The 13,254-nt window shown below is 71.3% G+C and carries 13 protein-coding genes; 11 read left to right on the plus strand and 2 right to left on the minus strand.

Features of this window, described 5'->3' with window-relative positions; all coding sequences use genetic code 11:
- Nucleotides 1–18 precede the first annotated feature (18 nt).
- The 3 genes from dgt to H516_RS0108325 all read left to right on the plus strand — a co-directional run bounded on the left by dgt (nucleotide 19) and on the right by H516_RS0108325 (nucleotide 3,413).
- A complete protein-coding gene (gene dgt / locus H516_RS0108315; RefSeq protein WP_026378584.1) occupies nucleotides 19–1,536 on the plus strand; it encodes a dGTP triphosphohydrolase in 1,518 nt (505 codons plus the stop codon).
- Nucleotides 1,537–1,681: 145 nt separating this feature from the next.
- On the plus strand, nucleotides 1,682–2,101 hold the full coding sequence (locus H516_RS0108320) for a DUF7144 family membrane protein (protein ID WP_022889261.1): 420 nt from the start codon (nucleotides 1,682–1,684) through the stop codon (nucleotides 2,099–2,101).
- An 85-nt stretch (nucleotides 2,102–2,186) separates the two neighbouring features.
- Nucleotides 2,187–3,413, plus strand: a complete 1,227-nt coding sequence (locus tag H516_RS0108325; protein ID WP_022889262.1) for a pyridoxal phosphate-dependent aminotransferase — start codon at nucleotides 2,187–2,189, stop codon at nucleotides 3,411–3,413.
- Between the two features lie 56 nt (nucleotides 3,414–3,469).
- On the opposite strand, the gene H516_RS0108330 is transcribed toward H516_RS0108325, so the two are convergent.
- Both H516_RS0108330 and H516_RS0108335 read right to left on the minus strand, forming a co-directional pair.
- Nucleotides 3,470–3,934 (minus strand): hypothetical protein, encoded by a 465-nt coding sequence (locus H516_RS0108330; RefSeq protein ID WP_022889263.1) that lies wholly within the window; start codon nucleotides 3,932–3,934, stop codon nucleotides 3,470–3,472.
- A 107-nt stretch (nucleotides 3,935–4,041) separates the two neighbouring features.
- On the minus strand, nucleotides 4,042–4,983 hold the full coding sequence (locus tag H516_RS0108335; RefSeq protein WP_026378585.1) for a LysR family transcriptional regulator ArgP: 942 nt from the start codon (nucleotides 4,981–4,983) through the stop codon (nucleotides 4,042–4,044).
- A gap of 72 nt (nucleotides 4,984–5,055) precedes the next feature.
- On the opposite strand from H516_RS0108335, the gene H516_RS0108340 reads away from it, so the two are divergent.
- The 8 genes from H516_RS0108340 to H516_RS19180 all read left to right on the plus strand — a co-directional run bounded on the left by H516_RS0108340 (nucleotide 5,056) and on the right by H516_RS19180 (nucleotide 13,185).
- Nucleotides 5,056–5,787, plus strand: coding sequence for a LysE/ArgO family amino acid transporter (locus H516_RS0108340; RefSeq protein ID WP_022889265.1), 732 nt, complete (start codon nucleotides 5,056–5,058; stop codon nucleotides 5,785–5,787).
- Nucleotides 5,788–6,085: 298 nt separating this feature from the next.
- Nucleotides 6,086–7,090, plus strand: a complete 1,005-nt coding sequence (locus H516_RS0108345; RefSeq protein ID WP_022889266.1) for an isopenicillin N synthase family dioxygenase — start codon at nucleotides 6,086–6,088, stop codon at nucleotides 7,088–7,090.
- 123 nt (nucleotides 7,091–7,213) lie between these two features.
- Nucleotides 7,214–8,101, plus strand: a complete 888-nt coding sequence (locus tag H516_RS19170; RefSeq protein WP_022889267.1) for an ABC transporter ATP-binding protein — start codon at nucleotides 7,214–7,216, stop codon at nucleotides 8,099–8,101.
- Nucleotides 8,098–8,901 carry an ABC transporter permease gene (locus tag H516_RS0108355; protein ID WP_022889268.1) on the plus strand — a complete coding sequence of 268 codons (804 nt, stop codon included), beginning with the start codon at nucleotides 8,098–8,100 and terminating at the stop codon, nucleotides 8,899–8,901. The genes H516_RS19170 and H516_RS0108355 overlap by 4 nt, the downstream gene beginning before the upstream one ends.
- Before the next feature lie 65 nt (nucleotides 8,902–8,966).
- Nucleotides 8,967–10,163 (plus strand): sensor histidine kinase, encoded by a 1,197-nt coding sequence (locus H516_RS19175; RefSeq protein ID WP_022889269.1) that lies wholly within the window; start codon nucleotides 8,967–8,969, stop codon nucleotides 10,161–10,163.
- Nucleotides 10,160–10,801, plus strand: coding sequence for a response regulator (locus H516_RS0108365; RefSeq protein ID WP_022889270.1), 642 nt, complete (start codon nucleotides 10,160–10,162; stop codon nucleotides 10,799–10,801). Before H516_RS19175 ends, H516_RS0108365 begins: the two co-directional genes overlap by 4 nt.
- A gap of 66 nt (nucleotides 10,802–10,867) precedes the next feature.
- Nucleotides 10,868–11,512, plus strand: coding sequence for a TetR/AcrR family transcriptional regulator (locus tag H516_RS0108370; protein ID WP_022889271.1), 645 nt, complete (start codon nucleotides 10,868–10,870; stop codon nucleotides 11,510–11,512).
- Nucleotides 11,509–13,185: an MDR family MFS transporter gene (locus tag H516_RS19180; RefSeq protein WP_022889272.1), complete on the plus strand. Its 1,677-nt coding sequence runs from the start codon at nucleotides 11,509–11,511 to the stop codon at nucleotides 13,183–13,185. The genes H516_RS0108370 and H516_RS19180 overlap by 4 nt, the downstream gene beginning before the upstream one ends.
- The last annotated feature ends 69 nt before the right edge of the window (nucleotides 13,186–13,254 follow it).

Raw genomic sequence — 13,254 nt, forward strand, 5'->3', positions numbered from 1 at the left:
GACGCCTACATTGGGTTCATGAGCCCCGATCGCGCCGCCCGCCGTACCCCCGAGCCGAGCTCGAGCGTCGACGTCGTCGGCGAGCACTCGCAGTTCCGCCTCGACCTCGAGCGCATCAGATTCTCGCCGTACTTCTCGCGACTCTCGGCCGTCACCCAGGTCATCGCGCAGCCTGGTGCGGGCCCGCTCATCCACAACCGGCTCACCCACTCGATCAAGGTCACCGCGGTCGCGCGCGCGATCGCGGTCGGTTTCGCGGATGCCGCGTCGCCGGCCCACGCCCTCGCCGCCGAACACGGTTGCGACGCCGTCGTCGTGCAGGCCGCGGCGAGCGCCCACGACCTCGGGCACCCGCCGTTCGGGCATCTCGGCGAGCGCGTGCTCGACCGGCTCGCCCGCGAGACGCTCGGTCTCGACGACGGCTTCGAAGGCAACGCGCAGAGCTACCGAATCATCGCGACCCTCGACGTCAGCGCCGCGGCATCCCATGGCCTGAACCTCACCGCAGCGGTGCGCTCGGCGATCGCGAAATACCCGTGGACCCGCTTCGCCTCCCCCGTGCCGTTCCCCGACGGCGGGCTGCCCCGCGGCCTGCGCCTCGTCGACGGTGAGGCCGTGGCGACGAAGTTCTCGGCCTACGGCCTCGACGCGGCCGATCTCGCGGCGGCACGGGCGGGCCTGCCGCCGATGGTGCAGTCGCTCGAGTGCTCGGTGATGGACACCGCCGACGACATCGCCTATTCGATCCACGACGTCGACGACTTCTACCGCGCGGGGCTGCTCAGCCATGGGGCGGTCGCGCGCGAGTTCCGCGGCTGGGTCGAGGGCTGGAGCGAACTGCGCGGGCTCGGCGGCGAGGAGCTCGCGGCCCGCAGCGCACCCGCCGGTGCCGCGCTCGAGACGCTCCGCCGCAAGCTCCGGGCGAGCGACGCCTGGATCGCCGACGACGACGCCTTCGCCGCCGCGGTCGACACCGTCGCCGACGACCTCGTCGACGGTCTGCTCGCGACGCCGTTCGACGGCTCGATCGCCTCGGAGCGCGCGCTCTCCTCGTTCACGAACCGCTGGATCGGGCATCTGCAGACCTCGGTCGTGCCCGCCCCTGCAGGCGTCGCCCGCACCGGGCTCGTGGCGCTCGACCGCGGGGCCTGGCACGAGGTCGAGATCCTGAAGTTCGTGCACCGGCACTTCATCCTCGACCGGGCCGACATCGCGATGTACCAGCGCGGCCTCAGCCGGGTGCTGACCCGGGCCGTCAAGGGACTCACCGCGTGGGTGACCGACGACTACGACCGTCACCGCGTGCCGCAACGCCTCAAGGAGCTCGTCGACATCGCGACCGCCGACTACGAGCTCCTGCGGGCGGCCCCGACAGCGGGGGTACCCGTGCCCGACGCGGGCGCCGTTCGCCGGCTCGGCGTCGGCCGCGGCGTCGTCGACTACGTCGCCTCACTCTCCGACGACCAGGCGCTCGCAGTCTCGGAGGCGATCGACGGCCGCCCCGACCGGCTGTGGGACATCGGGCAGAACCTCTGATCCCATCGAGCTGCGGCGCGCACCTCCCCCGATCAGCGCGTCGATCCGTCCTCCGGGAGTCGCCGCTGGGTAGCATGTGGCCAGCACCATCGCGCCGACGCCAGCGGGGGCCGACGCATCCCGATTCGACGAGGGAGTGGTTCACATGACTGAGATGCAGACCGGGCAGGCCAGGCCCACCGGATGGGTGGGTTGGGGCGCGTTCGCCGCGATCATGCTGGTCGTCAGCGGCGGTTTCGACCTGCTCTACGGCTTCATCGCACTCTTCATGGCCGACAGCGCCTACTTCGTCCGGACGGAGGGCGGGCTGTTCATCTTCGATGTGCAGGGGTGGGGCTGGTGGCATGTGATCAGCGGCGCGCTGCTCATCGTCATCGGCGCCGTGCTCTTCACCGGCGCGACGTGGGCACGGGTCGTCGCGGTGCTCCTCGTGATCGTCAACGCGATCGGCCAGCTCGCGCTGCTGCCCGTGCAGCCGTGGTGGTCGCTCATCGTGCTCACCCTCGACATCGTCGTGATCTACGCGCTCACCGTGCACGGCAAGGAGCTCGCCGTTCGGCGCTGAACGGCACCCGTCGGGGGCCGGCGCAGCGCGTGAGGCATCCGTCTCGTCCTGTCATCTGCCACCCGCTCGCTCTAGGCTGGTCCCCGTGACCGAACGCGCCCGCCTCTCCGCCCGAATCGCCGCCATCGCCGAGTCCGCGACCCTGAAGGTCGACGCGAAGGCGAAGGCCCTCCAGGCCGAGGGGCGCCCGGTCATCTCGTATGCCGCGGGCGAGCCCGACTTCGCGACACCCGAGCACATCGTCGAGGCCGCCCTCGCGGCGACCCGCGACCCGAAGAACTACCGGTACACGCCCGCGGCCGGCCTGCCCGAACTGCGGGAGGCGATCGCGGCGAAGACCGCGCGCGACTCCGGCCTCGAGGCATCCGCGTCGCAGGTGGTCGTGACCAACGGCGGCAAGCAGGCGGTCTACCAGGCGTTCCAGGTGCTGCTCGACCCGGGCGACGAGGTGCTCGTGCCCGCCCCCTACTGGACGACGTACCCCGAGGCGATCAAGCTCGCGGGCGGCACGCAGGTCGACGTCTTCGCGGGCAGCGACCAGGGCTACCTCGTCACGGTCGAGCAGCTCGAGGCCGCGCGTACCGAGCGCACGAAGGTGCTGCTGTTCGTCTCACCGTCGAACCCGACGGGCGCGGTCTACCCACCCGAGCAGGTCAAGGCGATCGGCGAGTGGGCCCTCGAGCACGGCATCTGGGTCGTCGCCGACGAGATCTACCAGAACCTCACCTACGGCGCCCTCGACTCCGGCGTCGGCAGCGCCGCCCCGCGCGCCGTCTCGATCGTCGAGGCCGTGCCCGGGCTCGCCGACCAGACGATCCTCGTCAACGGCGTCGCGAAGACCTACGCGATGACGGGATGGCGCCTCGGCTGGATGGTCGGCCCCGCCGACGTCATCAAGGGCGCCGCCAACCTGCAGTCGCACCTCTCGTCGAACGTGTCGAACATCTCGCAGCGCGCCGCGATCGCGGCCCTCGCCGGCCCGCAGGAGCCCGTCGAGGCGATGCGGCAGGCGTTCGACCGCCGACGGCGCCTCATCGTCGACGAGCTCTCGAAGATCGACGGCATGATCGTGCCGGTGCCCGAGGGCGCGTTCTACGTCTACCCCGACGTGACCGGCCTCCTCGGTCGCGAGTGGGGCGGCGTGACGCCGACGACCTCGCTCGAGCTCGCCGACCTCGTGCTCGAGCAGGCCGAGGTCGCCGCGGTGCCCGGCGAGGCGTTCGGGCCTTCGGGCTTCCTGCGATTCAGCTACGCGCTCGGCGACGAGCCGCTGCTCGAGGGCGTGCAGCGGCTGCAGCGCCTCTTCGGCTGAAATACGGGCCGGATGCCTCGGGGCGAGGCCGCCCGCGCACCTCGCCCGTCTCCGGCTCAGCCCGCCCGGCAGACGACGTAGGCCGTGAAGAACCTGGGGCTGTGGTCGGGATCGGTGCGCTCGACCTCGACCCGCCAGCCGATCGGGCGGGTGAATCCGCCACTCCCCGCGATCGGTGCGTCGTCGACCATCCGGACACCGCCGCCCGCGCCGAGGCGTCCGCCGCCGAGCGCGAGTTCGCCTCGTTCGCAATATGCCGCGATGGAACCCTCGGGGTCGTACGGCCCGAGCACTGCATCGGCGAAGTTCAGCTCGACGTCGTCGCGCGGGTGCTCGTCGCGCGGGTGCTCGTCGCGCGGGTGCTCGTCGCGCGGCCCCGACGTTCCCGGCGTCTCCGACCTGATCGGAGCCCCGTTCGACGTGGCGATCTGCAGGCCGACGAGGGTCCCGACGCCATAGGCGGCGGCGACTGCGATGATCGTCGCGGCGGTCACCATCGCTGCGACGACCCAGATCCTCATGGGCAGCTCCTCGTCGGATCGGCGGCTTCACGCCCGGGTCGTCGGCGACGCTAGCGCGGGCCGCGACCCACCGCGTGGGTGCCAGCACTGGCACGCACCGCCGCGACTCAGTCCAGGGTGCTCCGTGCCTCGCTCGCGAGCGCGTCGGCGACGGCGTCGAGCAGGGGCGAGCTGAGGTTCCACTGCTGCCAGTACAGCGGCACGCCGACGGGCGGGCCGCCGAGACGCACGAGCTCGCCGCGCTCGAGTTCTGCCGACGACTGGAACTCGGGCAGCATGCCCCAGCCGAGCCCGAGCTTCACCGCGCTCGCGAAGTCGTTCGACGCGGGCACGTAGTGTCGCGGCGCACGCTCGGGGTCGAGTCCGGCGGCCCGCAGCGCGTCGTGCTGCAGGTGATCGCGCCGGTCGAAGTCGACGAGCGGGGCCCGCGCCAGCCAACCGGGCAGTGCGGATGCCGCGGGGTCGGCCGGGCGGCGAACGTCGCCGTGCCCGGCGGACCACCGGGCGACGTACGCGGGCGTCGCCACGGCCTCGTAGCGCATGACGCCGAGGTGGCGCACGAGGCATCCGGCCACCGGGGTCGCCTGCGAGGTGACCGCGCCCATGACGGTGCCCGACTCGAGGAGGCCGGCCGTGAAGTCCTGGTCGTCACGATGCAGGTCGAAGACGACGGGGTGCGCCAGGGCGACGCGCGCGAGCGCGGGCAGGAACCACGTGGCGAGCGAATCGGCGTTGACCGCGAGCGGGATGGAGACGGGCCTCGCCGGGACGGCGGCGTGCCCCTGGTCGGCGTCGAGCCCGAACTCGGCGAGCGCATCGTGCTCGAGGAGCGCCAGCTGGCGGGCGAGCCGCACGACGGCGGCACCCGCCTCGGTCGCCCGCGCGGGCTTCGAGCGCACGACGAGCACCCTGCCGAGCTGCTGCTCGAGGGTCTTCACCCGTTGCGACACCGCCGACGGGGTGAGCCGCAGCCGTCGGGCGGCCGCGTCGAAGGTGCCTTCGTCGATGACGGCGGCGAGCGTGCGGGCGAGGTCGAGCGGAATCTGCATCTGAAGCAAGGCTAATGGTTCTGAAGGATCTTGAGCTGGATTCATGCGATCTCGACTCGTAGCCTCGTTCGCATGCCCCTCTCCTCCGTGCTCGCCGGCTTCGGCCTCGGCCTCTCGCTCATCGTCGCGATCGGTGCGCAGAACGTATTCGTGCTGCGCCAGGGCATCCGTCGCGAGCACGTCTTCGCGGTCGCGGCGATCTGCGCGGTGAGCGACCTCGTGCTCATCGTCGTCGGGGTCTCGGGCATCGGCGCCGTGCTCGCCGCCGTGCCCTGGCTCGTCGACGTGATCCGCTGGGTGGGCGCCGCGTTCCTCGTCGGCTACGGCCTGCTCGCCCTGCGGCGCGCGCTGAAGCCCGGAGGCGAGGCGCTCGTCGCCGAGGATGCGGCGGAGGTCGCCGGGCCCGCGGACGCTCGGGCCGGGACTCCCGACGCGTCCCCGGACTCGACGGCCTCCACCGCCCGGCCGGCTCCCGCCGCGGTGCTCGCGCCGGCCCGCACGCGCCCGGCCCGATCCACCCTCACGGCCGCCGCGCTCACCTGCCTCGCCCTCACCTGGCTGAACCCGCACGTCTACCTCGACACGGTGTTCCTGCTCGGCTCGGTGGCGAACAGCCACGGCGACGGGCGCTGGGCCTTCGCCGCGGGCGCCGGGGCCGCGAGCCTCGTCTGGTTCTTCGCCCTGGCGTACGGTGCGCGCCTCCTCGGTCGGGTGCTCGCCACGCCACGGGCCTGGCGCATCCTCGACGGCGTGATCGCGGTCGTCATGTTCGCCATCGCGGCCTCGCTGGTGCTGCCCCGCTGATCGGGGATGGCGGGTCGCCGGTGCCCGTGCTACCGTTTCCGACATCGTGAGCACCAACACCTGTCGCTGCTGTCGCCGCTAGGCGGTCGTCTCCCCGACGATCCCAGGGCGCGATCCCCCGCGCCGCCGACCGCAGCCCCGTGCTCACGCCGCATCCGACGCGTCCGCGTCAGCTCCGCGGCATCCGCCTCGAACCGATCTCGATCGATCTCGACCCGGATGCCGCGCAGCCGACGTCAACGGATGCCGGGGCCGCCGCGTCGTCGGCGCACCATCCGGCACTCGAAAGGACCATCCCATGTCCGGCATCCCCGTTCTCGACCTCTCATTGCTCAACGGCACGACCGAGCAGCAGGCCAAGTTCCGCGACGACCTCCGCCGCGCGACGCACGAAGTCGGCTTCTTCTCGCTCATCGGCCACGGCGTGCCGACCGAGCTCATCGACCGCGCCTATGCGGCGGCGCGGGCGTTCTTCGCGCTCCCCGAGTCGCACAAGCTCGCGATCGAGAACGTCACGAGCCCGCACTTCCGCGGCTACACGCGCATGGGCGGCGAGCGCACGCTCGGCCGTGTCGACATCCGCGAGCAGATCGACCTCGGCGCCGAGCGCCCGGCCGTTCCGATGACCGCGGACACCCCCGACTACTGGATCCTCGAGGGACCGAACCTGTGGCCAGAAGCGCTGCCCGAACTGCGCACGGTCTCCGAGGAATGGATCGCCCGGCTCGACGAGGTCGGCACGCGCCTCCTGCGCGCCTGGGCCGAGGCGCTCGGTGCGGCCCCCGACACCTTCGACGCCTCCTTCGAGCACCAGTCGCCCTACCTGAAGATCGTGCGCTACCCCGGTGTCGCGGCCGAGCAGCCCGCGCAGGGCGTCGGCGCCCACAAGGACCTCGGCGTGCTCACGCTGCTCTCGGTCGAGGACGGCAAGGCGGGCCTCCAGGTCGAGAAGGACGGCGAGTGGATCGACGTCGTCGCCCCCTCGGGCGCGTTCGTCGTCAACATCGGCGAGCTGCTCGAGATCGCCACCGACGGCTACCTCAAGGCGACGAAGCACCGCGTGGTCTCGCCCGCGCCGGGCACCGAGCGCATCTCGATCCCCTACTTCCACGGGCCCGCGCTCGACGCCGTGATCCCCGCGGTCGAGCTCTCGCCCGAGTTCGCCGCCGAGGCGCCCGGCGTCACCCGAGACCCGGCGAACCCGTTGCACGCGGTGTTCGGCGAGAACTGGCTGAAGAGCCGGCTCCGCGCCCACCCGAACGTCGTCGAGGCACAGCACCCGAGGCTCCTCGTCGGCGCCTGATCACCGTTCCTCTCCTCTTCGCTGCGACTCGGTGCGGGCCGTCGGGCATCCATCGACCGGTGGATGCCGGAATCGACCCGTCGGACGCTGGCCGCCGGGGCGCGCCGCTGCCACGCTGGAGCAATGACGACGAACGACGTGGCCGTGCGGGTGCGGGAACTCCGCAAGCAGTACGGCCGGAAGACCGCGGTCGACGGGGTGAGCTTCGACATCAGCCCCGGTGAGACCTTCGCGCTGCTCGGTCCGAACGGCGCGGGCAAGTCGACCACCATCGAGATCCTCGAGGGGTACCGCAGCCGCACCGGGGGCGAGGTGAGCGTGCTCGGCACCGACCCCGCGAAAGGTGGCCTCGACTGGAAGGCGCGCCTCGGCATCGTGCTGCAGTCCGCCGGAGAGACGGGACTCGTCACCGTTGCCGAGCAGCTGAAACACTTCGCGGGTTTCTACCCGAACCCGCGCGACGTCGACGAGGTCATCGCCGCCGTCGGGCTCGAGCCGCAGGCGAAGACGCGCATCGCGAAGCTCTCGGGCGGCCAGCAGCGCCGCGTCGACGTCGCGCTCGGCATCGTCGGGCGACCCGAGCTGCTCTTCCTCGATGAGCCCACGACGGGCTTCGACCCAGAGGCCCGCCGCCACTTCTGGCAGGTCATCCGCGGGCTCAAGGCCGAGGGCACGACGATCCTGCTCACGACGCACTACCTCGACGAGGCGGCCCAGCTGGCCGACCGGGCCGGCGTCATCGCCGGCGGACGGCTGGTCGACGTCGGCGGCATCGACGAGATCGGCGGAGCAGGCGCCCGCGTGCCGCTCGTGCGGTGGCGCGACCGCGACGGGGGGCTCCGCGAGGAGCGCACCCAGGAGCCGGGCCGGGTCGTGGCATCCGTCGTCGCTTCGCTCGGCGGCGAACCCGCCGACCTCGAGGTGATCCGCCCGAGCCTCGAGGACATCTACCTGCAACTCGTGCGGAGCGTCGATCCGACGGCCGCGCCCGAAGAGGAGGTGCTCGCATGAGCACGATCGCCCTCGGTGCCTCGCGCATCGGCTACGAGACGAAGACGTACTTCCGCTCGCCCGACACCCTGTTCTTCACCTTCCTCTTCCCGTTCGTGATGCTCGCGATCTTCTCGGCCGCGTTCAGCGCACAGGGCGAGGTCGGCCCTCCCGGCAGCGAAATCACGATCGCCGCGTACTACCTGCCCGGCATGATCGCCGCCGGCATCCTGCTCTCGGGGGTGCAGAACCTCGCCGTCGACATCGCGATGGAGAAGAGCAACGGCACGCTCAAGCGCCTCGGCGGCACCCCGTTGTCGGCGACGAGCTACTTCCTCGGCAAGATCGGCCAGGTGTTCGTGACCGGCACGATGCAGGCAGCTCTGCTGGTTCTCGCCGGATGGCTCGTGCTCGGCATCGAACTGCCCACCGAGCCCGAGAAGTGGTTCACGTTCGCGTGGGTGTTCGTACTCGGCCTCGTGACCTGCGCACTCGTGGGCATCGCGCTCTCGGCGGTGCCGCGCAGCGGCAAGAGCGCGGCCGCGGTCGTCATTCCGATCGTGCTCCTGCTGCAATTCATCTCGGGCGTCTACCTCCAGTGGAACATGCTGCCGAGCTGGCTGCAGGACATCGCGAGCCTGTTCCCGCTGAAGTGGATCGCGCAGGGCATGCGTTCGGTGTTCCTTCCCGAGGGCTGGGAGGCGCTCGAGCAGAACGAGTCGTGGAACCTGCCCGGCGTCGCGATCGCGCTCGGCATCTGGCTCGTGGTCGGGCTCGTGCTCAGCCGGGTCACGTTCCGCTGGATCCGACGGGATGCCTGAGACCGGGGCACGCGGGGCACGCGGGGCCCGCGAGCGCCGCGATCGCACCGTGAGAGCATGACGGCATGCTGAACCGCCGCTGGTGGGATCTCGGGGCGCTCGCAGTCGGCGCCGTGACCGTGCTGTTCGGGCTCGCCGAACCGCCCTACGGCCCCGATGACGGGGGCGCATGGGCCGTGTCTGCCGTCTTCGTGCTGGTCTACTTCGTCTACCTGCGAGGTCGCATCGGCGGCGAGGATGCCGCGCACCACGTCGTCATCACGGCGGTGCTCGCCGTCCTGGTCGGCACGGGCGTCGCCTTCGACCCGAGCGCGTCCATCCTCCAGGCCTTCGCCTACCCCTTCATCTGGATCACGGCCCCGTCGACCCGGCGCGCGATCATCGCGAACGTGGTGATCGCGCTCGCACTGCTCGGCGGGTATCTCGTGCACTTCGGCCCAGGGGGCTGGCTCGCGGGCATCACCGTCGCCGCCCTCTCACTCGGCTTCAGCCTCGCGCTCGGCCTCTGGATCACGCACATCGCGGCCGTCGGGGAGGAGCGGGCCCGGCTCTTCGACGAACTGCAGGCGGCGCAGGGCCAGCTCGCCGCGATGCACCGCGACGCGGGCGTCAACGAGGAGCGTGGGCGGCTCGCCCGCGAGATCCACGACACGATCGCGCAGAGCCTCACCGGCCTCGTGATGGTGGCCCAGCGCACCGAGAACCGGCTCGCGGCCGTCGAGGGACCGGCGGCCGCTGCGGCCCGCGGCGACGTCGAGCTCATCGAGCAGATGGCGCGCGAAGCGCTCACCGAGGCGCGGGGCCTCGTCGCCTCGCTCGCACCGGTCTCGGCCGACGGCGGCCTCGTCGCCGCGCTCGGCCGCCTCGGTGAGGCCTTCGAGCGCGAGACGGGGGTACGGGTGGGCATCGCGGCGGATGTCTCGGGCCTCGACCGCGAGCTCGAGGTGGTGCTGCTCCGATGCGCCCAGGAGGGGCTCGCGAACGTGCGCAAGCACGCGCAGGCGAACCGGGCCGAGATCGGGGTGACGGCGTCCGCCGACCGGGTCGAGCTGACCGTGCGCGACGACGGCGTCGGGCCCGGGAACCTCGTCGGCGACCGCGTCGACGGAACGCACGCCGGTGGCTTCGGAGTCGCGGGTGGCTTCGGACTCGCGGGTCTGCGCGATCGCGCGGCACTCGTCGGCGGAGCGTTCGAGTTCGGTGCGGCCGCGGGCGGCGGTGCGCTGCTGCGGGTGACCGTGCCGCGGAAGGAGCAGGGATGATTCCGATCCGCGTCGTCGTGGCCGATGACCATCCGATCGTGCGCGCGGGCATCGTGGGCCTGCTCGGCACGGCTGCCGGCATCGAGGTCGTCGGGGAGGCGTCGAACGGGGCCGAGGCCGTTGAGCTGGCGCGCGCGGAGCATCCCGACCTCGTGCTCATGGACCTGCGCATGCCGGGCGTCGACGGCGCGTCGGCGACCGCCGAGATCGTCGCCTCGGTGCCGGGCACGCGGGTGCTCGTGCTGACGACGTACGAGACCGACGAGCACATCCTGTCGGCGATCGAAGCGGGTGCGGGCGGGTACCTGCTGAAGGCGGCGCCGCAGGAGGAGATCCTCGCGGGGATCCGCGCGGTGGCGAGCGGCGAGACCGTGCTCGCCCCGTCGATCGCGGCGAAGCTCGTCGCCCGGCTGCGAGCGGGTGCGGTGGAGACCGCGGAGGCCGCGCCCTCGTTGTCGCCGCGCGAGCTCGAGGTGCTGCGCCTGGTCGCGGCCGGCCGCTCGAACCCCGAGATCGCGCGCGAGCTGTTCATCGGCGAGGCGACGGTGAAGACGCACCTGCTGCACGCCTTCGAGAAGCTCGAGGTGAGCGACCGCACGCGCGCGGTGACCCGGGCGATGGAACTCGGGCTGCTGTGACCTCGAATGAAACCCGAACTCAGCTCGATTTTGCACTCTTGAGTGGATAGTGCAAAATTGCACTTCATGGACAAGAGTGCAACGAAACCCTCCGGCGTGCGCGAGCAACGTCGTGAGCGCACCCGCCGCGAGCTCACCCGGCAGGCCCGGCTGCTCACCATGGAACGCGGACTCAACGGGTTCACGGTCGAAGAGCTCTGCGACCGCGTCGGGGTCTCGCGCCGCACCTTCTTCAACTACTTCCACGCGAAGGACGACGCGGTCGTCGGCCACCGCGACGACACCCTCGACGTCGAGGCCCTCACCGAGTTCGTGAACACGCGCCCGAGCGAGGCCGCCGGCATCTCGTCGACGCTCATGCGCGACCTCGTCGCGCTCGCGATCGCGAGCATCCCGTTCGACGACGAGCACCCCGACGACGAACCGAACCCCGAGATGCTCGTCGAGCGCGAGCCGCAGCTGCTGCCGAAGTTCATGCGCGAGGGCGCCGAGCTCGAACGCATGATCACCGGCCTCATCGAGACGCGCGAAGGGCTCGAGCCGGGCGACCCGCGTGCCGCCATGGCGGTGCAGCTCATGGGCACGATCGTGCGCGCATCCGCCGCCCGCTACTTCTCCCCCGCCAGCACACCCGACTTCGCGACGCTGCTCCTCGAGTCACTCGACTCGGCGCGCGCCCTCTTCACCCCCACCCCCGAAGGAACCCGATGACGACCGCACCACCCCAGGGCGCACCCCTCCTGCTCACGAAACGACGCATCTGGATCATCTTCTCGGCGCTCATCGCCGGCATGCTGCTCTCGAGCCTCGACCAGACGATCGTCTCGACCGCGATGCCGACGATCGTCGGCGAGCTCGGCGGCGTCGAGCACCAGGCGTGGATCACCACGGCCTACCTCCTCGCGACGACGATCGTCATGCCGATCTACGGCAAGTTCGGCGATGTGCTCGGGCGGCGCAACCTCTTCCTCATCGCGATCGCGCTGTTCACGGTGGCCTCCGTCGGTGCCGCGTTCGCCCCGACCTTCTGGGCCTTCGTCGCGTTCCGCGCCATGCAGGGCCTCGGCGGCGGCGGGCTCATGATCCTGTCGCAGGCGATCATCGCCGACATCGTGCCCGCCTCGGAGCGCGGCAAGTACATGGGCCCGCTCGGCGCGATCTTCGGCCTCTCGGCCGTCGCCGGCCCCCTGCTCGGCGGATTCTTCGTCGACCACATGACGTGGCAGTGGGCGTTCTACATCAACATCCCGATCGGCATCGCGGCGTTCGCGATCGCCTGGTTCACCCTGACCCTGCCGAGCAAGAAGGCCGAGAAGATGGTCGACGTACTCGGCGTCATGCTGCTCTCGGCCGCAACGGTCTGCCTCATCTTCTTCACCGACTTCGGCGGCAACTCCGACCACGGCTGGGGCGCCATCGAGACCTGGGCGTGGGGCGTCGGCCTCCTCGCGGCCGCGTGTGCGTTCGTCTGGGCCGAGGCACGCGCCGAAGACCCCATCATCCCCCTCTCGCTCTTCAAGAACCCCGTCTTCGTCAACGCGACCGCCATCGGCTTCACCCTCGGCATCGGCATGTTCTCGGCCATCGCGTTCGTGCCGACGTTCCTGCAGATGTCGTCGGGCGCCTCGGCGACGGCCTCGGGCCTCTTGATGCTGCCGATGATGGCCGGCATGATGGGCACCTCGATCTGGTCGGGCATCGCGATCTCGAGGTCGGGCCGCTACCGCGCCTATCCGATCGCCGGAACGCTCGTGACCGCGGCGGCCATGTTCGCCATGACGACGCTCTCGGCCGACACCCCGATCTGGCTGATCTGCGTGTACCTGTTCGTGTTCGGCGCGGGCCTCGGCCTCATCATGCAGGTCGTCGTGCTCGTGGTGCAGAACGCCGTGCCGGCCACCCAGGTGGGCACCGCGACCAGCACGAACAACTACTTCCGCGAGGTCGGCGCCTCGCTCGGCGTCGCGATCTTCGGCGCGATGTTCACGACCCGGCTCTCCGAGAACCTCACGAAGATCTTCACGGATGCCGGTGCGAGCGCCTCGCAGGCGGGCGACGCCATGTCGACGCTCGATCCGCAAGCCCTCTCGGAGTTGCCGGGCCCCGTCCGCGACGCCATCGTGACGGCGTACGCCGACTCGCTCGCACCCGTGTTCTGGTACCTCATCCCGTTCATCCTCGCGGCGTTCGTGCTCGCCCTCTTCCTCAAGCAGATCCCGCTCTCCGACCAGGCCGGCATGGTCGCGCGCGGCGAAGCGATCGCCGGTGACGAGGCGGATGCCGCGGAGCGGGCCCTGCGCGACGGCGGCACGGTGGTGACTGGGCCGGCCGACGACGGCGAACCGGCCTCCTCGGCGACGGGGAGCACCCCGTCGCAGCGCTGATCGGCTCGCGGCCGATGCGGTGCGTGCGGATGCACCTACGCTTGACGTGGCATCCGCATGCACCGCAGG

The organism is Agromyces italicus DSM 16388, from assembly GCF_000421545.1.
GTDB classification, from domain to species: Bacteria; Actinomycetota; Actinomycetes; order Actinomycetales; family Microbacteriaceae; genus Agromyces; species Agromyces italicus.

What these genes read in the sequence shown, in the direction of transcription:
- H516_RS0108320 (WP_022889261.1), top strand. Translation starts at nt 1,682, where the DNA reads ATGACTGAGATGCAGACCGGGCAGGCCAGGCCCACCGGATGGGTGGGT.
- H516_RS0108365 (WP_022889270.1), top strand. Translation starts at nt 10,160, where the DNA reads ATGATTCCGATCCGCGTCGTCGTGGCCGATGACCATCCGATCGTGCGC.
- H516_RS19170 (WP_022889267.1), top strand. Translation starts at nt 7,214, where the DNA reads ATGACGACGAACGACGTGGCCGTGCGGGTGCGGGAACTCCGCAAGCAG.
- H516_RS0108345 (WP_022889266.1), top strand. Translation starts at nt 6,086, where the DNA reads ATGTCCGGCATCCCCGTTCTCGACCTCTCATTGCTCAACGGCACGACC.
- H516_RS19175 (WP_022889269.1), top strand. Translation starts at nt 8,967, where the DNA reads ATGCTGAACCGCCGCTGGTGGGATCTCGGGGCGCTCGCAGTCGGCGCC.
- H516_RS0108335 (WP_026378585.1), bottom strand. Translation starts at nt 4,983, where the DNA reads ATGCAGATTCCGCTCGACCTCGCCCGCACGCTCGCCGCCGTCATCGAC.
- H516_RS0108355 (WP_022889268.1), top strand. Translation starts at nt 8,098, where the DNA reads ATGAGCACGATCGCCCTCGGTGCCTCGCGCATCGGCTACGAGACGAAG.
- dgt (WP_026378584.1), top strand. Translation starts at nt 19, where the DNA reads ATGAGCCCCGATCGCGCCGCCCGCCGTACCCCCGAGCCGAGCTCGAGC.
- H516_RS0108340 (WP_022889265.1), top strand. Translation starts at nt 5,056, where the DNA reads ATGCCCCTCTCCTCCGTGCTCGCCGGCTTCGGCCTCGGCCTCTCGCTC.
- H516_RS19180 (WP_022889272.1), top strand. Translation starts at nt 11,509, where the DNA reads ATGACGACCGCACCACCCCAGGGCGCACCCCTCCTGCTCACGAAACGA.
- H516_RS0108330 (WP_022889263.1), bottom strand. Translation starts at nt 3,934, where the DNA reads ATGAGGATCTGGGTCGTCGCAGCGATGGTGACCGCCGCGACGATCATC.
- H516_RS0108370 (WP_022889271.1), top strand. Translation starts at nt 10,868, where the DNA reads ATGGACAAGAGTGCAACGAAACCCTCCGGCGTGCGCGAGCAACGTCGT.